The organism is Aliikangiella sp. G2MR2-5 (genome assembly GCF_015687155.1).
Classification (GTDB): domain Bacteria; phylum Pseudomonadota; class Gammaproteobacteria; order Enterobacterales; family Kangiellaceae; genus Aliikangiella.
Genome location: NZ_JADPQF010000006.1, coordinates 154,925 through 175,759 on the forward strand (window position 1 = coordinate 154,925; position 20,835 = coordinate 175,759).

A 20,835-nucleotide genomic window follows, 5' to 3' on the forward strand; every position below is an offset into this window, starting at 1 on the left:
TTCAATAGAGAGATTAAGGTATTTCTTCAGAAAGTTAGTCGCCCGCCAAAGTACGCTAATAGATATTATGAATCAAGCTAATCAGTGCTAAAGTCCAGCTATTCCAATTCCTCTTAATTCAAGTAAAATGTGGCGCAGACACAATGAACGGATAAATGAATGTCAATTATTATTAAAAATGCTGAACAAATAGAGAAAATGCGTGTTGCCGGGAGGTTGGCGGCAGAAGTGCTTGATATGATCGCTCCACATGTAGTCAAAGGGGTAACAACCAACGAACTTAATCAAATTTGTCATGACTATATTATCGACGTGCAAAAAGCGATCCCTGCGCCCTTAAACTACCACGGCTTTCCAAAGTCTATCTGTACTTCGGTTAACCATGTTATATGCCATGGCATTCCAGCTGATAAAAAGCTCAAAGACGGTGATATTATCAACATCGATATTACCGTTATTAAAGATGGCTTTCATGGAGATACCTCCAAAATGTTTACGGTCGGAAAACCTACCATACTCGCTGAAAAGCTTTGTAAAGTGGCCCAAGACTGCCTCTATCTAGGGATCGAAATGGTTAAACCAGGCGTAAGGCTGGGCGATATTGGGCATGCTATAGAATCCTATGCTAACAAACATCGCTTTTCGATTGTCCGAGAATACTGCGGCCATGGAATAGGAGAAGGGTTTCACGAGGAGCCACAAGTGCTACATTACGGCAAAAAAGGAACCGGAGAGATTCTTGAAGAAGGCATGACGTTTACTATTGAACCAATGGTAAATGCGGGCAAACGTCATTCAAAACTTCTCAAAGATAACTGGACAGTAGTGACCAAAGATAAAAGCCTGTCTGCACAATGGGAACACACCCTGTTAGTGACCAACGATGGCGTTGAGATCCTGACTTTAAGAGATGAAGAGTCACTTAATCTTAGTTAGACAGTTCGGAGCCTGATTATCCAAGTCAGGCTTTTTCTATAATACTGGATGCCAGGTCGAGACGGCTGAAGTTTTGATAACCTCGAAAACACTTCCCTGTACAATAAAAAGTTATTAAAAAGAGACAAGGTATACAAATGAGTCCCAGACGCCCATCAAGTTCACTCAGCTCACAGCTTACGGCCTTGCTTGATTTTAAAGAAGGAGAGAAGTCTCCTATAGTTCTATTGGACTATTTAAAACAATACCTGCAAACTTTAGACTCCGAACTTGCCAGTGAATTTACCGAAGGTACTAACGTTCGTACTTTGGTGAGAGATCGCGCCCGCTATCTCGATAAAATGCTCACCGCGATATGGCACCAGCTCGAAATGGGTAGAGCCCTTTCGCTAATAGCGGTTGGCGGTTATGGACGCGGCGAACTCCATCCTTTCTCGGATATTGACCTGCTTATTCTTATCGACAAATCTATTTCACAGGCAGAAAAAGAGTCCATTGAAATATTTATTACTCTCTTGTGGGATTGCCGGTTAAAAGTTGGGCATGCAGTCAGAACCGCCAAAGAATGCATCAGTCTGGCTAAAGACGACCTCACTATAGCAACCAACTTGATGGAATCGCGATTACTCGTCGGGAACCCATTACTTTTTGACCAAATGAGAAGAGGAACTGCTCCGGATAAAATATGGAATGCGAAAAGCTTTTTCGAAGCAAAGACCGTTGAACAGAAGCATCGTTATAAACGATTCGATGGTACTTCATTTGATCTTGAGCCTAATGTTAAGTCAAGTCCGGGCGGACTTCGAGATATTCACTTATTGGGCTGGATTGCCCAGAGAACCTATTACCCGAAAACACTTCAAGAATTAATCAATGAAAATCTGATCACACAGAAGGAATACTATAGCCTTTCAAAATGTCAGCTCTACCTATGGCGAGTAAGATATGCTCTTCATTTGGTAAGCAACAAAGCTGAAGATCGGTTATTGTTCGATTATCAGAAGAAAGCAGCAAAACTGTTGGGCTTTAAAGACAGCAGTAATGCGCTCGCGGTTGAAAAAATGATGAAACAGTATTACCGAAGTGCGCTGTTAATTAGAAATCTCTGCGATATATTACTTCAGGTAATGGAAGAAAGTATTACCAACGCAAGTGGAAATACTGACATTACTGAAATAAATGAGCACTTTCAAATCGTGAATCAGCGCGTAGAAGCCAAAAGTAGCAAACTGTTTGTCAAGCAACCTAGCCAACTTCTAAAAATATTTCAATATGTCGCCAAAGATCCAACTTTAAAAGGCATTGGAGCAAAGACTCTAAGAGCGATAAGAGCGGCTCGCTACAAAATTACTTCTTCGTTTCGCAATAACTCGAATAACAAAGAGTTATTTGTGGAGTTTTGGCATATTCTGCATACTTCGTCCCGCGCCATGTTTTTGATGAAAAGAAGTGGTATTTTGGCCGACTACCTGGTTCCTTTTAAGCAGATATCGGGTCAAATGCAATACGATATGTTTCACTCCTATACGGTTGACGAGCATACTTTATTTCTATTGCAGAATCTGACTAATTTTGCTGATCCATCACTTAGTGAAGACTTCCCGCTGTGCAGTGAAATAATGCAACGGCAAAAGCACCCTGAATTGATATTTCTGGCAGGACTTTTTCACGATATTGCGAAGGGCCGAGGTGGTGACCATAGTGAGCTAGGCGCTATTGAAGTAAAAGAGTTTTGTCGCGCTCATAAAATCGACCCTGAACACTCCGCGATTATTGAGTGGTTAGTGGCAAATCACTTGATTATGTCAATGACTGCGCAAAAAAGGGATATTACCGATCCCAGAGTGATTCAGAACTTTGCAAAAATAGTCGGTAATGTTAAGCAGCTAGAGCTGCTTTATATTCTCACAGTTGCAGATATTCGAGCCACAAGTCATAGCCTTTGGAATAGCTGGAAAGACTCATTATTAAAAGAGCTTTATCAGGCCACTAAGGAATATCTGGCGAACGAAAATGTCGACTTGAGCAGTCGCTGGAAGACTCATAGAGATTCGGCATACGAATTACTCGAGAAAAAAGGTGTCGATGAACAGGCAATAATGCAGCTATGGCAGAACCTTCACAGTAGCTATTTTGCCAAGCGCTCTCCAAAAGCGATCGCATGGCATACAGAAAAAGTTTTAAAGAGTGAAAATGCCCAGGTTACAGTGGGTATCAAATCTATGCCGCATAGAAGTGGTACAGAGATTTTCGTATACACCTTTGATAAAGAGAATCTGTTTGCGCTTTTGACTGCTACTATTAGTCAGTTGAACCTAAGGATTCAAGCTGCCAACATTTATACTGATAAAAGTGGTCGTTGTTTTGATTCTTTTTTTGTTCTAGATGATACAGGAAAAGCGATAAAAGGTAAGGAGTTTAAAAGCCATATCAGACAACAGATTGAAAGTACGATTTTAAGCAATCTGATACCTGATAAAGAAGTTGATTTAACCGTTAGGAGAAGAACTCCGAGACAGTTCAAATACTTTACGATCAAGCCAGAAGTTTACTTTTATCCTGACGAATACACAAAATTCACCAGGCTCGAAATGACGGCAAGAGATTTTCCGGGATTGTTAGCAACGGTAGGAAAAACTTTTAAAAAATGTGGAGTTCGCTTGCACGATGCAAGAATCACTACATTAGGTGAAAAAGTGGAAGATACCTTTATCGTAAGTAACAAAGATAACTCTCCGATCCAAGACTCAGAAAGGCAAGCTGAGATTGCAAAGGAGCTTATACAGGCGCTCGATGAATCCTGATGTTAACTAGAAAAAATATTTAACTTTAACTTATTTAATGACTTGAATAGATTGGAAATTAAAATGAATCATTTGATTGATATTATTGAAAACGCTTTTGAATCTCGCGCAGAAATTACACCAACAAGTGTATCAGACGAGATAAAAAACGCCGTTAACGAGACCCTTCAACTATTGGATAGTGGAAAGCTTCGTGTAGCCGAACCAAGTGATGATGGCTGGAAAGTCAATGAGTGGGCCAAAAAAGCGGTGCTTCTCTCTTTTCGTATAGCAGACAATGAAGTCATTGACGCCGGTCACACCCAATTTTACGATAAAGTACCTTTGAAGTTTCGAGGCAAAAGCGAACAGGACTTTAAAGATATGGGCGTACGCGTAGTTCCTCAAGCAGTGGTTAGAAATGGCTGCTTTGTTGCTCCCAATGTTGTCCTCATGCCAAGCTACACTAACATTGGAGCATACATTGACGAAGGGACAATGGTAGACACTTGGGCAACCGTCGGCTCATGTGCTCAAATTGGCAAAAATGTGCACCTGTCCGGAGGAGTAGGAATTGGCGGAGTACTTGAACCACTTCAAGCAAGCCCTACTATTATTGAGGATGACTGTTTTATTGGTGCACGAAGTGAAATCGTTGAAGGTGTAATCGTTGAAAAAGGCAGTGTTATTTCAATGGGCGTATTCATTGGACAAAGCACGCGCATCTACAATCGCATGACTGGTGAAATTAGCTATGGCCGCGTACCCGCAGGATCTGTTGTGGTACCAGGTTCGCTACCTTCAGATGATGGTAAATATAGCCTCGCGTGTGCAGTCATCGTAAAACAGGTTGATGAAAAGACTCGTTCCAAAACATCGGTTAATGACTTACTCCGTACAATTGATTAAAAAAAGATAATTGAAACAGGCAGCTATCATTATGTCAGATAAACTAAAAATCTATGGTATTAGAAACTGCGATACCGTCAAAAAAGCGCTACGCTGGCTTAACGAGCGAGACGTTGATGGCGAATTCATCGACTTTAAAAAAGAAGCACCTAGTGCAGAGCTTGTCACTCTCTGGTTCAAAGAAATTGGTGATAGTAAAGTAGTGAATAAACGAGGCCTTACCTGGCGAAAGTTGTCTGATGAACAAAAAGCATCTTCTGGTTCTCAGCTTGTGCAGTTATTGGTTGAGAATCCTAGCATCATAAAGCGCCCAGTGGTTTGTCATCATGGAGTCTGGAGTGTAGGTTTTGATGAAGACGACTGGGAAAGTCGACTATTAAACTAAGCTTATTATTCCTCTATCCGTTGATCCTAAAGGAAATATCATGTCTCACCCATCACTTGACGCTTCTACTCTGGATATTGCGAAAAACCTCATAGCCAGACAGTCAGTTACGCCTCTGGATGCCGGATGTCAGTCCTTTATGGCAGAGTACCTCGGCTTTTTGGGGTTTGATACCGAGCACCTGGATTACGAAGACACACAAAATATCTGGTCTATGCGCGGCAAGGGATCACCCGTTTTTGTGTTTGCCGGGCATACAGACGTTGTTCCTCCAGGACCACTTGAAAAGTGGGAGTGTCCTCCTTTTGAACCGACCCTGATCGATGGCATGCTTTATGGGCGAGGAGCCGCAGATATGAAAGGCTCTTTGGCGGCGATGCTGACTGCATCGAAGCGATTTATAACTGAATATCCCGAGCACAATGGCTCAATCGCTTTTTTAATTACCAGCGACGAGGAAGGTCCATTCATTAATGGGACTGTAAGAGTGATTGAAGAATTGAAGTCACGAAATCAGTCGATAGACTACGCAATAGTTGGGGAGCCCTCTTCCACTGCCGAATTGGGAGATGTTATAAAGATTGGACGAAGAGGATCGTTAACCGGATGGCTCAAGATTTTTGGTAAACAAGGTCATGTCGCCTACCCTCACCTTGCCGATAATGCGATTCACCGGGCAGGACATTTCATCGATGAGCTGGTTAAAATTCAGTGGGATCAAGGTAATGAGCATTTCCCTCCTACCAGTTTACAGGTCACACAGATCAGCGCTGGCGAAGCAGTAAATATAGTCCCCGGCGAGGTCGCAGTGGAATTCAACTTAAGATATTCAACTGAGCAACATCATGAAAAGATTCAAAATGCTGTAAAGGCTCTCGCTGAAAAACATTGTGTCCACTTTGAACTGAACTGGAAACTCAATGGAGAACCCTTCCTCACTCAATCGCATGATCTAATTGATGCAGTGGCCGACTCCATCAAAAAAGTAAAAGGTATTACTACCAGTCAGGAGACCAGCGGAGGTACCTCTGACGGCAGGTTCATTGCCAAGACCGGTGCACAGGTTGTTGAGCTAGGGCCAATAAATAAAACCATACATCAGATCAACGAGTGTGTTAGTGTAAAAGCTCTGGACGAACTAAGTGAAATCTACTATCTCACTCTCAAGAAGGTACTTTTGGATTAATGCTCAACTGGCAACAAAGCTGCGGACTGGATCAGAGCCATCTTGTACCCGTTACCGATGCTCTGGGTAAACAGTTTCTAGTTCACCAAAACATTGTTGGAGATTTAACCCGCTTATTCTCAAAAGCCGAGAAAGATGGCATCTTAATTTCAATAGTCAGTGCTTATCGAAGCTTTGAGCATCAACTCTCGATATGGAACGATAAGTGGCAAGGTCATCGACCAGTATTTTCTCGCCATGGCCGGCCATTGGCAGTGAGCAAAATGTCAGATATCGAAAAATATAAAGCAATTTGTCTGTGGTCTGCGCTTCCGGGAATGAGTCGTCACCACTGGGGAACCGATCTGGATATTTTTAATGCCAGCGCGATAAATGACGGGTATAAGGTAGAATTACAGCCAGAGGAGTTTTATCGTGGCGGTCCTTGTGAGTCGCTCAATACATGGTTGCATGATAACCTGGAAGAGTTTGGCTTCTTTCGGCCATACCAGCAATATCAACAGGGAGTTGCAGAAGAACCTTGGCATATATCCCACAAAATCACTGCTCAACAAATTCTGGATTCATTCGATTATGACGCCTGCCGCCAACATCTGGAAAAATCAGATATTAAGTCAGCTGGTTTCATCGGCAACCAAATTGAACACTACAAAGATAAATACTTTAGAAACATATACAAATCAACAAGTTAAAAGAATAAATAAGACCTGAATTTTCTGCACTAAGGTTTAGCTTTTAGGAAAGTAAAGCGGTAACATAAAGTGATATTGTTCACTGGGAGGCCACGAGCATGAAAACGGCAATCATTGTGATAATTCTTGTCTTTGCTTTTCTAATAGGCGGGATGATTACCCTTCTTAATACTGCTAATAAATATAAATTTCCAGATACCTACGATAAATCCAAAGTCGGGTTTGACGACGAAGAAAGCTGGCCAGATTCCGCTAGCGGTGAGCAACCCAAAAATAACTCCAACGAGAAGAAAGAAGGCAAAAGCTGTTAATCGGGGATAAAAGTTATCGCACTAACATACCTGAGCAAGTTTAAGTGCATCCATAAATGCAGACTTATTGACAGGCTTATGCAGGACCATTTTCATGCCTGCCGCGCGATACTCTCTCTCAGCTTCCTCTGAAGTATTAGCGGTCAAGGCGACAATTGTAGGCTTTGGTTTACCATTTTCAGAAAGAATCTCTTTGGCAGCCTGAATTCCATCTACCTCGGGCATTTGAATATCCATGAAAACCAGATCAAATTGAAGACGTTGGCACATTTCGGCCGCTTCTCTGCCATTCGAAGCTGTGTGTATCGCCTCAGGAGAAATACCCAGAGCCTTGAGGTAAGCGCAAGCAACTCTCAGGTTGATTTCGTTATCGTCAGCGACTAATAAATGCATGATAATACTGTAATTCCTTATATAAAGAATATTGCTGAGTTGCAACTGATAATGAGTATACTTTTAAATCACAGAAAAATCCCAGCCCTGCAACTTGATCTTAGTAAAAATGTCGAACTTTTGCCGACAAATTTTCATGGTACACATTAAAACACAGGTATAATTGCAATAAATTTGTTGAATTAATATTGATTATGAGTCCAACACTGAAAGAGCTTCAAAACTTACGATTACAAAGATACCCTCAAACTAAAGATCCCAACTTAAGAGCATGGAATGCTGCAGATGAATATATTATCCAATATTTAGCAGAAAATATTGAGAATTTTCATGAGCAAAGGTTTCTAGTTGTTAATGACCAGTTTGGTGCTATATCTGTCGCTTTAAATGAGTTTTCTTCTGAATATATGACCGACTCCTATCTTTCGGGGTTAGCGATCGAAAAAAACCTTAAAATCAATTGGCCTGATAACGTCAAAGCTACCGCTTTTTCAGATGGATGTTTTGATAGTAGAGTCCTAAAAGAAGCTGCTGCAGAAAAATACTTTTCAGTAGTCATAATAAGAGTCCCCAAGCACCTGAGCTTACTCGAATATCAATTGAGAATAATCAGTCATCATATCGACAAGAATACCATGGTAATCGGCGCAGGAATGACCAAAGAAATTCATAAAAGTACTTTGTCTCTATTCGAGCGTCTGATTGGCCCTACACGGACTTCATTAGCGCATAAAAAGGCCAGACTGATATTATCTAATCCAGAAATAGCGCCAGCTCCAATGAGCAGCTTTTCCAGCTACATGGTCGCGAACCCCGTTTTACCTGATAAAAAGCTAACCATTTTCGGCTATCCGGGCGTCTTCTCGAGAGAAAAACTGGACCTGGGTACACGCGTTCTTTTCGACCACATACCGCCTTTAACTGATGAAAAAGTCATTGCTGATCTCGGATGTGGGGCTGGCGTGATTGGCGCAGTGATTGCTCAAGCTTATCCGACGATGCGTGTCATTCTGAGTGACGAATCAGCAATGGCAATCGCTTCAGCACGAAAAACTTTCATCGAGAATAATCTGACAAATGGTAGCTTTTATCAAACTGATTGTCTGGAAAATACGGGGACAGAAACAATTGACCTGGTTTTATGCAATCCCCCGTTTCACCAGCAAAATGTACAAACGCTATCCATTGCAAAGAAAATGATGCATCAATCATCAAACCGATTAAGTTCAAACGGTAGTCTATACCTTGTTGCGAACCGCCATTTGAAGTATTCGGGAGTTTTGAAAACATGCTTTAAAGATGTATCGATAGTATCAGATGATCCTAAATTTATCGTTTGGAGAGGGAGGAGCCCTCGAAAATAGACTTTCAAAGAATATTTTCAAAAAAATCGTTTTACCTGGCACATTATGAATTTCATCTATGTTATATTTTGCACCACAGGATCTCGCAAAAGTTGAGGTTCATTTCAGTACTAGTTCATTCTCCTGCAATATTGGTTATTAATCATGATGAAAAAGACCTATCGATTATTTTTTGTACTTACAGCAGCAATTTCGCTCTTATCCTGCACCACCGGCCAACTCGCTTATCGAATTGATCCTGAAATAAAAAGCATGTCAAAACTCTCGGAGCATACACCAATTGTCGCGGTTCAAGTGAGGGACAAGCGTGAATCTACGTATTACACTGGTGAAGAATATGCAAAAGGACCAGGAAATGAGAGTGAGCAACTTAAACAAAATATTATTAGCCAGCTTCAGAAGCAAGGCTTCAAACTAATAACCGATCCTTTACTCGCAGACCTGTCTCTCACTTTTGAGATTGAACAACTAAGTGCAAAGGTATCAAAAGATCTTTTTAAAGCCAGAATCGATGTCGATAGCCATATAAGATTAAAGGCAAAACGCAAAGGCACACCTTTAGAAAAGCTTTTTAAATCTAATCGTTTTCAGGAAGTTGCGATTCCAGTCAATAGTAATGATGTAACCGGTCTGATTAATCAAGTTCTAAGCACTCAGTTGACAGCAATATTTGATGATCGGGAACTGCAGGCTCTCGCCCAAAAATCTCAAGAAGAGAATACACAAACTTTTACTATTGAACCTGTTCGTTAGATTTGTGATATTTTTCCACCAATTTAGCTATAAATAGTCCATAATTACCAGCGTATGCCTAACAAAAGAGAAATGACTATGAAAAAACAAGTTACAACACTAGTCTTAATCAGCGCTCTTTCTTCGTCTGCTGCATTTGCCGATGTCGCCGGATTTGAAGTTGGAGGTTACCAGTGGAAACCCGACTACAAAGGTACTGTTAACTCCGAAAGCGGTACTAATGTAGATATGAAAAGTGACTTGGGTTTCAGTGACGACTCCCACAATGTTCTTTGGGCTTCCCTGGAGCATCCTGTTCCTTTTCTTCCGAATGTAAAACTAGTCTCATCAGATCTGGAATCTTCAGCCAGCAACGTTATGACTCGCGACATTACTTTTGGTGGCACCACATATAGCGCAAGTGAGCAGGTCAGTACTGTATATGACATGAGCAACACCGAATTTACTTTCTATTATGAAGCACTGGATAATTGGATTAACCTCGATCTAGGTTTAACCTTAAGAAAATATGATGGCGAAGTTCGTCTACAAACTCCTGCCTCAGGAAGTAATTTAAATGAGTTTGAAGAGCTCGACTTCACAATACCACTACTCTACGTAAAAGGAAGAATCGACCTGCCTCTTACCGGATTTTTTGTCGATGGCGAAATCAACATGATCAGCTATGACGATGACGAAGTATCTGATACTGCGTTTTCGGTAGGTTATGAAAGCGATTTCGGGCTGGGTGCAAAGCTGGGCTACAGAACATTTTCGTTGGAAGTTCTTGACGACAGCTTTAGCGGTGACTTGGAGTTCGATGGCTCATATATTAGTGTGTTCTATCACTTCTAATAGCTATTGAACTGAAATATAAATAACTACTTTTCTTTTCCTGGTTCAGCCATTAGAATCCACTGATGGCTGAACTCCTCCAAATAAAAAATCTCTCGAAACGCTACGCTGATACTCTAGCAGTAAACAATATTAGCTTTTCTGTTCCTGAAAATACTTGCTTCGGCCTGTTAGGTCCTAACGGCGCTGGTAAAACGACTACTATCGAAATGATGGAAGGTATATTGAAGCCTACTAGCGGTGAGATTCTATTTCAGGGAAAGCCTCTTAACAAAGATTATTATCAGAGAGTAGGTATTCAATTTCAGCATACAGCTATTCAGGACTTTTTGACTGTAGGTGAAACATTAACTCTGTTTTCCAAATTTTATCAAAAGACTCTATCCAGAGATGAGCTGATAGAGATGTGTGCTTTGGAAGAAATCATCGATCGCGACACTCGTAAACTATCTGGCGGCCAGAGACAGCGTCTCCTTTTAGCACTCGCGATGCTAAATGATCCAAAGATTATTTTCCTTGATGAACCAACGACAGGACTGGATCCTCAGTCACGGCGAAATTTCTGGCAACTGATTAATAACATTAAGAAGCAAAATAAAACTATTTTGCTTACAACCCACTATATGGATGAAGCAGAATCACTTTGTGATGAAATCGTTATTGTCGATCAGGGAAAAATTATTCATCAGGGAACCCCTCAAGCCATGTTAGCCGAACACTTTGACGGCTCGATAATAAGTTTGCCTGCAAGCCTGGCTAAAGAACTTAATGATAAAAATATTATTTTTCAGGCAAATAATCAACGGGTCGAAATTTTAACTGTCGATGTTGATGCAAGCATTCGTCAGTTGCTCGATCATAACCTTTCTCTCGATGGACTCCAAATCAGGACTCCAAACCTCGAAGACCTCTTCATAAAACTAACAGGCCATCACTTAAGAAACTAGAGCATTAGGAAGGATAGATAGATGAAGAAATTTTTTGCCATTCTTAGTGCTAGAAATAAAGAGTTTTTCAGAGATAAATCGGCACTATCCTGGAACTTTGCATTTCCGGTATTACTTATTTTTGGTTTTGCGTTTATGTTTTCTGATGAAGGCAGCAAGCTCTACAAAATAGGAATTTACCAACAAAGTATCAATGAAATAAAACAAGCAACCAGGCCCCCATCTGAATTAGCATTTAAAAATCTGAAGCATATCAGTTTCGTAGACTATGAGAACCTGGAAAAAGCAATTCTGAAAGTGGATCAGCACAAAATTGATTTATTGGTGGATTTTGAGCATAAAAAGTATTGGGTCAATCAGACCTCATCAAAAGGCTACATCGTAGAACAGTTATTACTGGCTCAACTTCCTGATATGACACGACAGGAAACTGATGGACGTGCAGTGAGATATGTCGACTGGGTAATGCCTGGAATTTTAGGTATGAACATGATGTTTAGCTGTCTCTTCGGCGTCGGTTATGTAATTGTTCGCTATCGCAAAAATGGCGTTTTGAAAAGATTTCAGGCCACACCGTTGACTGCATTCGAGTTTCTAACAGCTCAGGTTATTTCAAGGCTACTCATTGTACTCTTGGTGACAACCTTATTGTTTGTCGGTTGTAATTTATTCATTAACTTTTATGTACTTGGCTCCTATTTCAACCTACTGATAATCGCTATGTTAGGGTCAACCAGCATGATAGCTATGAGTTTACTTATCGCCTCTCGCTCAAGTAGTGAAGAGCTTACCGGAGGATTACTGAACTTTGCATCCTGGCCAATGATGCTACTTTCTGGTGTTTGGTTTTCTTTAGAGGGAGCTCACCCCGTTGTTCAAAAGATAGCCCAGATATTCCCTCTTACCCATATTCTTGAAGCCGCCAGAGCGGTAATGACAGATGGAGCAGGTTTAATGGAAATTAAGGATAACCTGCTTGTTCTCCTGGTAATGACAATCATATTTTTATTTTTGGGTAGCAAACTTTTTAACTGGGGTTCGGAACGAACTTAATTCACACCTTTTCTAAAACTAGCAATCTTTTAAGCATTAGTATCAGATATAAAACAGGCAACCCCATGATGCTGGCTAGCAAGAAGAAATTCGAATACCCCAAATTTTCTACCATGCTTCCCGAGTATCCGCCAATTAATTTTGGTATAAGAGTCATTAAAGAACTGAAAATTGCGTATTGCACCGCTGTAAATGATACGTTTGTAATACTCGCCAAAAATGATAAAAATGCAGCCGTCGCGATTCCTGCGGCAAGATTGTCTGCAGAAATAACAAAATACAATAGTTCAATATGATAACCAACTTCGGCTAGCAGCATGAATAAAAGGTTAGTAGCAACAATTAAAAAACCTCCAAGCATTAATATCCTTATCACACCAAATCGAATAGACATTACTCCGCCGATAAAACTTCCTACGATCATCATAATGACGCCAAAAGTTTTGGATACTGTAGCTATTTCAGTTTTGCTAAACCCTATATCTTGATAGAAAACATTGGCAATTACCCCCAGCACAATATCTGATATTCGATAGAAACCAATAAACAACAAGAGCAATAGTGACAATTTTGCACCATACCGACTAAAAAAATCTTTTACCGGGAACCAATAGTTTTCTATAACAAGCTTTCGCTCTAGAAGTCCGATTTTATCGAATATAAATGCAAATAATGTAACACTAACAAGAGCAGTAACCAGTTGTAAAAACTCGCCGATAAAGTTTGATACAGGTGAATTACCAGATAATAGCTTTAACTCTGCTTTGATCTGGATAAAGATGTCGGAAGTAGAAATATAAGCTGTGACCAGCACAGTCGCACAAAATACAAAAAATAGAAGAAACTTGAGGTATTGCACGTTTGAGTACTTGGAGTCAATGTTCTGTTTAACTCTCGGCTCTCGTATCAGCAAAGTTGTAACCACACCTATAAGCATTACAAGAGCCATAACATAATAGGTTGTTTGCCAGGCAGAATATAGATAGGACTCTTTATTCGAACCTAAAAAATCCGCTAGATACAATGCACCAGCTCCCGATACGATCATTGCTGTGCGATACCCAGTAAAATATGTTGAAGAAAGAATTCCCTGAATCGAAACATCAGCGACCTCAATTCTATATGCATCGATTACAATATCTTGTGTAGCAGCAGAAAACCCCAGAGCGATTGCTCCAAAAGCCATTAAGGTTAGCGACATTTCATTTTCTAAAGGGTTGACGGTTCCCATGAAAACTATAGACAAAATAACCATCACCTGAGCCGTTAATAACCAGCCTCGACGGCGCCCTAAAACGCTTGATAGGTATGGAACGGGTAAACGGTCAATTAATGGCGCCCAGAGAAATTTAAATGAAAAGGCTAAACCTGCCCAGCTAAAATAGGTCACTGTTGATTTAGTAATTCCAGCTTCATTAAGCCATAAAGATAACGAAGAGAAAATCAGAGAGAAAGGAATTCCTGCTGAGAAACCCAAAAACAACATGGTTAAAACTTCTGGCTTTTTTGCCAGCTGCATCGTAGCTTTCCAGTCCCTTTGAATTGTATTGTCTTTGAGCATGCAGAGTTTATTCCCTAGTTAGAATACATTGGAAAGTATCAACCAACTTTCCAGGATCATAATTTATTATTGTTGATAATAAAGTTATACTAACCTTTTATCGATTGAATCGCTAACTCAATGCCGAAATTTAACTACAACATCATCGGTGCCGGTTCGGTCGGTCATTTATGGGCTGCGTTCTTACTAAAAAACGGAAACTCTGTGAGCTTGTATTCACAGCGTGCCTTAAATACACAAAAATTGCGACTCGTCTCACCTCTTCTAGACTCATCTCAACCTTTCGAGTTCGAAATTAGTTACCAAACTTTCGATTCATGGCAAGCTTGTGATCTCTGCCTCGTTTGTCAAAAAACTCACCAGCTTGGCAAAGTAGCTCAAACATTAGCCAGCTTAAAGACTCCGCCACGGACAATAATTCTGATGATGAACGGAATGGGGCTGGTGGAAGTTTTACAAAGAAGTTTGCCGCAAAGTCGGATTTTTCATGCATATTTGACCCATGGAGTTTATAGGTCAAATAACCAGATAATCCACGCAGGGGTTGGCGATACCTTAATCGGTAATATGAATAGTCATTACTCACCGTCAGAGTTTAAGCACTTCATTGATGAACTAAACAGTTCACTTCCAAAAGTAGCCTGGTCTAATGAACATAAGTTACAAATGAACCTCAAATTAATTATCAATGCGGTGATTAACCCATTAACTGCCCTTTCGGGGCAACCGAATGGTTGCCTACTAGATTCTGCTAGCATTCAAAGCCAGGCCAGATCACTTTTGAAGGAATTCGAGCCGGTGACCAAATTCCTCTTACCCGAGCTACCTCTTCAGGATGTAAGTGAGGCTGTTTTCGCTGTAGCAGAGTCGACCCGCAACAATAAGTCCTCAATGTTGCAAGATGTAGAGCGAAAGAACCAAACCGAGATCGACTCAATCAATGGCTACCTTAGCAGTGTTGCCGAATCAATCGGCGTTACACTCCCTCAAAATAATGATTTAGTCAACAAAATCAAATCGTTATACTAGTCTATTAAAGAAATTAACCTGAACATGATCACACTTTTGTTGAGATTCACAGGTTCATAGGTCAAACATTTGGTAAGATTTCCATCTCGATACTTCTTTCTTTATATAAGAGATCGGAGCGGCAATAAACGTCCCTATCAACTATAATTTCGAATTGAGCATTATCTTTATCGCTTGCTAGCCTAGAGATAAACGAAATAACAAAAACACAATAAAAAGACGACGAGCGAGTTTACTCATCATGAATCCAGCGAGAATTTCATTACTTAGCACTTTTCTTATCGGGGCTTTTTTTACTCTGTTACTCATAATTGGTGACATAAACCAAGTAAAACTACCTGAAAAAGATAGCAGTGCGGCTCAGGAAAGCGCAAAACTATTATCCAACCAACTAGATAAGAAACTTAGCGCTTTGCAGAAGTCGATGGAAGCCCTCACCTACAATGCTTTTTGGCAATCGTCTCCCGTTGCCGAATGGTCATACTGGTTACAATCGCAAAGTACTCTCTATAAAACGGCGGGATTGACGAAACTTGGCGTTCACTCTAGTACAAATAACGTACTGTATATGGATTCACCGTCCAGGCCAGGTTTACTCGGCGAATTAAAGCAGCCCATAGAACGTGTTTATCAAGACAACAACACTATCAGTTTATTACAGATTTATAATGACCAACCAGCGATTGTCATTCTATCACCGATAAAAAATATAGATGGCGAAATAATCGGAAGTCTAATTGGTATTAAATATCTGGACACTGAACTACTTAAAAGCTTTCATTACATGACACGGGTAGCGGTCGCAGTAACCAAAAATGGTGTTCTTCAATCGACAAGTATTGAGTCCTCTCCGAATCTTGCTAGCTACGAACTTGTTGAAGTTCCCTGGCCAAAATCAATTAACTCGACTATTTGGAAAATGATCCTATTGGTTGAACCTGCTGCTCCAATTTCGATGATGCATGTTTATCTCATAGTTGGCGCAATTTTAACGCTTATTTTAATGTTTATTATTTTCAAGCAAGTTAATGCAGCCAGTAAGAATATAACTCTGCTGGACGATACACTTGATATTAAGTTACCTCTTGTCGAACAAATGAATCGTCTGAATACATTGCACAACCTGGCAAAAGATCATGTATTTGCAAGTCTGATTCAATCGGTAAAGCAACGACTAGAACAGCTGGTACAGCAAAAAAAGGCACTTGCCGTTGAACTAAGGAAGTCTCAGGAAAGCGAAAACAAGCTTAAAGCGCATGCTTCCAGCTTGAGCAATGAAAGGGATATAGCCGTCGCTGCTCCAAAAGTAAAGTCTGAATTTCTTTCACGTATGGGTGATGAAATTACAACGCCAATGAAGTCAGTTGTCAGCATGTTAAAATTACTTAGTGAATATGATTTTGACAGTGAACCTAAGCAACTACTCAATATCGCGAAGCGCTCAACTCGCACTTTGGTCGACAACCTGAATAATATTCTCGATTTTTCGAAGTTGGATGCCAATATGCTCAAGTTGGCCCCGAGAAAATTCAGTGTTCGAGAATTGGTTGATGATCTCTCATCTGAACTGTCTCACTATGCGAATGAAAAGGGTCTTTCACTTCAGGCAAGCAGCGATCCGGAAATACCATCACAAGTCAAAGCTGATCTGACTCGTATTCGCCAAATTCTCAGAAACTTGTTAGGAAATGCAATTCGCTTTACCAAAAGTGGAGAGGTCACTTTATATGCAGACATGGTTGAAAAGGATGGAGAAAACCTGCTCCGCTTTACCGTCAAGGACTCCGGAGTAGGAATTCCTGTGGACGCTCAAAAAGGATTATTCGATTCGCTTGAACAACAAACCAAACTAACCAATAGCAGCTTTGCTGGAAGACTAAGGTTAATTGTCTCCAAATATCTGGCAGAACTCATGGGCGGCGAAATAGGAGTGATAAGTGAACAGGGCAAAGGTTCGCAGTTCTGGTTTACTGTGAAAATAAGTTGAGAAAAGATGACTGGAGCAGATGCCGCTGTTTGAGTGACTAATAATAGTCCTCGATGGTGGCTAAATCCTGAAGATCGCAACGGCAGGTTACTTATCGAAATAACCCATTCAGAAAAAATTTGTTAGCTAACGGTTTGGGTCAAAAGTGATCGAATCTCTTCTCGAAGTTCCCCCAAAGGCATTGGTTTACTGAAAACTTTGTCAGCCCCCATACCACTGGCAAACTCAAGATAACTCTCCGGGTCAGACGAACCTCCGCCCGAATAGGCAATAATTTTAATCGCCGGAAACTTTTCGCGTACTTCTGATATGAGTTCTAGCCCTTCCTTATTAGGCATTAAAATATCAGTTATGATCAGATCGGGAACCTGGTGCTCAAAATACTCCATAGCCAATGCACCATCCTGCGCCAAAAGCACATCATGCTTGTCCATTTCTACTACGTCCGTCAACAATCGCAACATTTGCGGATCATCGTCAACGATTAACACCAATGCCATAAACTACGACTCCCTTAAAATCCTTTTATGCTCGAAGCGAGCAATCCAAGGCATCCTTCCTACTTATAATTATCGTTTAAAAAGTGGAGAATTCAAGTATCCACAGGTCCGGCGATTATAGCGGATTACCTCAATAACATGAAAGTGGTTACGTCATATTTACAGTATAATTGGCGCATTTGTACTAAAAATGTGCTTATTATCATCAAAATCAACGAGTTAATCACCGAAAATTACTTATGCCAATTATTCCCTGTGAACGATAATTTGATAGAATTAGCCTATATCAGAGTTATAAGAGAGTCATCGAACAAATGTCCAATACGGAAGATAATACAAAAAGTTCTCAAAAAGAGAACACTATTAGCCGAGCGAAGCTAAAGAAACAACTCTCTCCTCTGGCCTGGAAAGTGACTCAAGAGCACGGCACTGAGCCTCCTTATAGTGGAGAGTTTAATGACTTTGACCAACCGGGACAATATGAATGTATCTGTTGCGGCAGTCACCTGTTTACCTCTGAGCACAAGTTTAACTCTCAATGTGGCTGGCCAGCTTTTTATAAAGGGCTGGAAGACAACATTAAAGAGTCGATGGATTATTCACACGGAATGACTCGAATAGAAGTTACTTGTTCCAACTGTGGCTCTCACTTAGGACATAAGTTTGCTGACGGCCCCTATGGTACTCGCTATTGTATTAATTCTGTAGCACTAGAATTTAAATCATTCGATTAGGTAGCGAGCACTCCTGAACAATGACAATCGATCGTAGTCTGATTATTTTTGAAAACAATGAACTAATTATCGTTCACAAACCTGACAATACTAGCTTTCATATTGACAATGATGATGCTGGTTTTTTTAATCTGGTCAGTGAATTTACCGGCATAAAGCTTTGGCCCGTTCACAGGTTAGATAAGCTAACTTCAGGTTTGATTATTTTTGCAAAATCTGCCTCGATAGCTGCAGAACTTGGAAAGCTATTTGAACAGCACAAAATTAAGAAAACCTACCTGGCAATTAGTGATAAGAAACCCAAGAAAAAGCAGGGAAAAATTATTGGTGATATGAAAAAGGTAAGAAGCGGTAGCTGGAAGCTTTCCAACTCAAAAGAAAACCCTGCAATTACTCATTTTTTTAGTCACTCAATAGAAGCGGGAAAAAGACTTTTCTGGCTAGAGCCGAAAACGGGCAAAACTCATCAATTACGTGTTGCCTTAAAATCAATAGGCTCACCTATCTTAGGTGACAAACGATACTCTGGTTCAGACGCTGACCGAGGCTATCTTCATGCTTATAAGATCGAATTTTCTTTACTGAATAAGCATTATTCATTTTCTGCTCTCCCCTTGTCAGGAGAGAGCTTTGTGTCTACTAATTTTCAAGATGCATTGAAACATCTGAGAGTCAAAGCAGAAAAGAGTTCGTAGATATGAACTAGGAACGGATTCCAATTCCTTTCGTCAACAAATAATAGGCTAAAGAAAAAAGTGACAATATAAACACCGAAAGTAAAATCAGTGCATGAACGATATCTATATCAGAAAACCCCAAAAATCCATATCTAAACGCGTTAACCATATAAAGAATAGGATTGGCAAGCGAAACAGTTTGCCAAAATTCAGGAAGCAATTGGATCGAATAGAAAACGCCTCCGAGATAAGTTAAAGGAGTCAGAATAAATGTTGGCACAATAGAAATGTCATCGAATTTCTTAGCAAAAATAGCATTAACCAGACCACCTGTTGCAAATAGCATGGAGGTTAAAATAACCACAAAAAAGAGAATCCCCCAATGATGTACTTCCAGGTCGACAAACTGTGAAGCAACCAGAGTAACTATAATACCGGTAAGTAAACCACGGCTCACTCCACCAAAAATATAACCGAGTAATATATAGAGTGTAGGCACTGGAGAAACCAGCATTTCTTCAATTGATCGTTGAAACTTTGCGCTAAAAAAAGAAGATACAACGTTCGAGTAAGAGTTGGTGATTACCGACATCATTATGATCCCGGGCGTAATGTACTCCATATAGCTAACACCTCCCATCTGACCAACTCTGCTGCCGATCAGTTGACCAAAAATGACAAAATACAGCGACATCGTAATAGCTGGAGGCAACAAAGTTTGAACCCAGATTCGAAAGTAACGTGTTACTTCTTTGATAAAAATACTTTGAAGAGCAATCAGTGATTCTTTACTAAACATTGATTTAATTTCTCAATTTAAACGTTTACCAGTTAATTATTATCAAGCTTTTTCTGTTAAGCGAACGAACAACTCTTCTAGTCGATTCGACTTATTTCTCATACTTAGCACGTTAATATTTTTGTCAGATAATTTATGAAAGACTTGATTAAGTGCAAACTCTTTTGGCACATCAATTTCAATCGTTGCCTCATCTCGTTTACGAAAGGAAACTTCTTTCATATCAGGAAGAGAGTCGGGTACCCTGTCTACATCCAGCACAAAAGTCTCCATATCCAATCTTGAAATCAGATCTTTCATACTGGTGTTTTCCACAATTTCACCATGATTGATGATGGTAATATTTCTACATAGCTGCTCAGCTTCTTCCAGATAGTGAGTAGTCAAGACGACGGTAGTGCCAGCTTCATTGAGCTCAGTCAAAAACTCCCACATGGATCGACGAATTTCAATATCAACACCGGCTGTTGGTTCATCAAGAATAAGCATCTTTGGCTCATGCATTAATGCCCGAGCGATCATTAAACGTCGCTTCATACCACCTGAAAGCATTCTTGCAGGAGTATCACGCTTATCCCATAACGAGAGCTTTTTAAGCCATATTTCAGCTCTTTCATTAGCGATGACTCTAGGTACTCCATAATAGCCAGCTTGAGTCACCACTATCTGTTTACAGGTTTCAAACTGAGAAAAGTTAAACTCCTGAGGAACAAGGCCAATACATCGTTTAGCGGCTTCCAGCTCTTTATCAATAGAATGCCCAAAAACTCTAACCTCTCCCGAGGTTTTATTTACCAGGGAGCAAATGATGCCGATAGTGGTCGACTTTCCAGCCCCGTTGGGGCCTAAAAGCGCGATAAAGTCCCCCTTCTCTACATCAAAGGAAATGCCTTTTAATGCTTCTACTCCTCCGCTATAGGTTTTCTTCAAATTCGAAATTTCGATAGCTTTTTCAGTCATTAAACTTTCCTGATCAACATAGGTTTTACGATAGCACTTTCA

Annotated in this window: 21 protein-coding genes; 16 read left to right on the forward strand and 5 right to left on the reverse strand. The window is 40.4% G+C overall.

The genetic code is table 11. The annotated features are described in order from the left end of the window. The first annotated feature begins 159 nt into the window (after positions 1-159). From map to IYN84_RS17435, 7 genes are all read left to right on the forward strand, one after another. The gene (gene map / locus IYN84_RS17405) at positions 160-936 is read left to right on the forward strand and encodes a type I methionyl aminopeptidase (protein WP_196140538.1); all 777 of its coding nucleotides are present in this window, start codon (positions 160-162) and stop codon (positions 934-936) included. Positions 937-1,073: 137 nt separating this feature from the next. Beyond that, a complete protein-coding gene (gene glnD / locus IYN84_RS17410) occupies positions 1,074-3,740 on the forward strand; it encodes a [protein-PII] uridylyltransferase (RefSeq protein ID WP_196140539.1) in 2,667 nt (888 codons plus the stop codon). A 63-nt stretch (positions 3,741-3,803) separates the two neighbouring features. Then, positions 3,804-4,628: a 2,3,4,5-tetrahydropyridine-2,6-dicarboxylate N-succinyltransferase gene (gene dapD, locus IYN84_RS17415; protein ID WP_196140540.1), complete on the forward strand. Its 825-nt coding sequence runs from the start codon at positions 3,804-3,806 to the stop codon at positions 4,626-4,628. Between the two features lie 31 nt (positions 4,629-4,659). Then, complete coding sequence (locus tag IYN84_RS17420) at positions 4,660-5,013, forward strand: Spx/MgsR family RNA polymerase-binding regulatory protein (protein WP_196140541.1); 354 nt, start codon at positions 4,660-4,662, stop codon at positions 5,011-5,013. 40 nt (positions 5,014-5,053) lie between these two features. Further along, positions 5,054-6,199, forward strand: coding sequence for a succinyl-diaminopimelate desuccinylase (gene dapE / locus IYN84_RS17425; protein ID WP_196140542.1), 1,146 nt, complete (start codon positions 5,054-5,056; stop codon positions 6,197-6,199). Continuing rightward, positions 6,199-6,891 (forward strand): M15 family metallopeptidase, encoded by a 693-nt coding sequence (locus IYN84_RS17430; protein ID WP_196140543.1) that lies wholly within the window; start codon positions 6,199-6,201, stop codon positions 6,889-6,891. The genes dapE and IYN84_RS17430 overlap by 1 nt, the downstream gene beginning before the upstream one ends. 98 nt (positions 6,892-6,989) lie before the next feature. Further along, complete coding sequence (locus IYN84_RS17435) at positions 6,990-7,202, forward strand: hypothetical protein (protein ID WP_196140544.1); 213 nt, start codon at positions 6,990-6,992, stop codon at positions 7,200-7,202. Positions 7,203-7,223: 21 nt separating this feature from the next. Here the strand turns inward: IYN84_RS17435 and IYN84_RS17440 are convergent, their stop codons facing one another. Beyond that, on the reverse strand, positions 7,224-7,595 hold the full coding sequence (locus tag IYN84_RS17440) for a response regulator (RefSeq protein ID WP_196140545.1): 372 nt from the start codon (positions 7,593-7,595) through the stop codon (positions 7,224-7,226). Positions 7,596-7,789: 194 nt separating this feature from the next. Between IYN84_RS17440 and IYN84_RS17445 the strand changes: the two genes are divergently transcribed. The 5 genes from IYN84_RS17445 to IYN84_RS17465 all read left to right on the forward strand — a co-directional run bounded on the left by IYN84_RS17445 (position 7,790) and on the right by IYN84_RS17465 (position 12,546). After that, complete coding sequence (locus IYN84_RS17445; RefSeq protein ID WP_196140546.1) at positions 7,790-8,959, forward strand: methyltransferase; 1,170 nt, start codon at positions 7,790-7,792, stop codon at positions 8,957-8,959. A 144-nt stretch (positions 8,960-9,103) separates the two neighbouring features. Further along, positions 9,104-9,712 carry a YajG family lipoprotein gene (locus tag IYN84_RS17450; RefSeq protein ID WP_196140547.1) on the forward strand — a complete coding sequence of 203 codons (609 nt, stop codon included), beginning with the start codon at positions 9,104-9,106 and terminating at the stop codon, positions 9,710-9,712. A gap of 78 nt (positions 9,713-9,790) precedes the next feature. Further along, complete coding sequence (locus tag IYN84_RS17455) at positions 9,791-10,546, forward strand: TIGR04219 family outer membrane beta-barrel protein (RefSeq protein ID WP_196140548.1); 756 nt, start codon at positions 9,791-9,793, stop codon at positions 10,544-10,546. Positions 10,547-10,611: 65 nt separating this feature from the next. Next, positions 10,612-11,493: an ABC transporter ATP-binding protein gene (locus IYN84_RS17460; RefSeq protein WP_196140549.1), complete on the forward strand. Its 882-nt coding sequence runs from the start codon at positions 10,612-10,614 to the stop codon at positions 11,491-11,493. A 21-nt stretch (positions 11,494-11,514) separates the two neighbouring features. Beyond that, positions 11,515-12,546: an ABC transporter permease gene (locus IYN84_RS17465; RefSeq protein ID WP_196140550.1), complete on the forward strand. Its 1,032-nt coding sequence runs from the start codon at positions 11,515-11,517 to the stop codon at positions 12,544-12,546. Position 12,547: 1 nt separating this feature from the next. Here IYN84_RS17465 and IYN84_RS17470 read toward each other — a convergent pair whose 3' ends face one another. Next, positions 12,548-14,107, reverse strand: coding sequence for an MFS transporter (locus IYN84_RS17470; protein WP_196140551.1), 1,560 nt, complete (start codon positions 14,105-14,107; stop codon positions 12,548-12,550). 120 nt (positions 14,108-14,227) lie between these two features. On the opposite strand from IYN84_RS17470, the gene IYN84_RS17475 reads away from it, so the two are divergent. Together IYN84_RS17475 and IYN84_RS17480 are read left to right on the forward strand one after the other, a co-directional pair. Continuing rightward, the gene (locus tag IYN84_RS17475) at positions 14,228-15,136 is read left to right on the forward strand and encodes a ketopantoate reductase family protein (protein WP_196140552.1); all 909 of its coding nucleotides are present in this window, start codon (positions 14,228-14,230) and stop codon (positions 15,134-15,136) included. Between the two features lie 241 nt (positions 15,137-15,377). Then, positions 15,378-17,123: a HAMP domain-containing sensor histidine kinase gene (locus IYN84_RS17480; protein WP_196140553.1), complete on the forward strand. Its 1,746-nt coding sequence runs from the start codon at positions 15,378-15,380 to the stop codon at positions 17,121-17,123. 122 nt (positions 17,124-17,245) lie between these two features. Here IYN84_RS17480 and IYN84_RS17485 read toward each other — a convergent pair whose 3' ends face one another. Next, a complete protein-coding gene (locus IYN84_RS17485) occupies positions 17,246-17,623 on the reverse strand; it encodes a response regulator (RefSeq protein ID WP_196140554.1) in 378 nt (125 codons plus the stop codon). Between the two features lie 314 nt (positions 17,624-17,937). On the opposite strand from IYN84_RS17485, the gene msrB reads away from it, so the two are divergent. Continuing rightward, a complete protein-coding gene (msrB, locus tag IYN84_RS17490; RefSeq protein ID WP_196140555.1) occupies positions 17,938-18,357 on the forward strand; it encodes a peptide-methionine (R)-S-oxide reductase MsrB in 420 nt (139 codons plus the stop codon). A 20-nt stretch (positions 18,358-18,377) separates the two neighbouring features. Further along, positions 18,378-19,052, forward strand: a complete 675-nt coding sequence (locus IYN84_RS17495; RefSeq protein ID WP_196140556.1) for a TIGR01621 family pseudouridine synthase — start codon at positions 18,378-18,380, stop codon at positions 19,050-19,052. 7 nt (positions 19,053-19,059) lie between these two features. Here the strand turns inward: IYN84_RS17495 and IYN84_RS17500 are convergent, their stop codons facing one another. Next, positions 19,060-19,833, reverse strand: a complete 774-nt coding sequence (locus IYN84_RS17500) for an ABC transporter permease (RefSeq protein ID WP_196140557.1) — start codon at positions 19,831-19,833, stop codon at positions 19,060-19,062. 42 nt (positions 19,834-19,875) lie between these two features. Further along, on the reverse strand, positions 19,876-20,793 hold the full coding sequence (locus tag IYN84_RS17505) for an ABC transporter ATP-binding protein (RefSeq protein ID WP_196140558.1): 918 nt from the start codon (positions 20,791-20,793) through the stop codon (positions 19,876-19,878). Positions 20,794-20,835 lie beyond the last annotated feature (42 nt).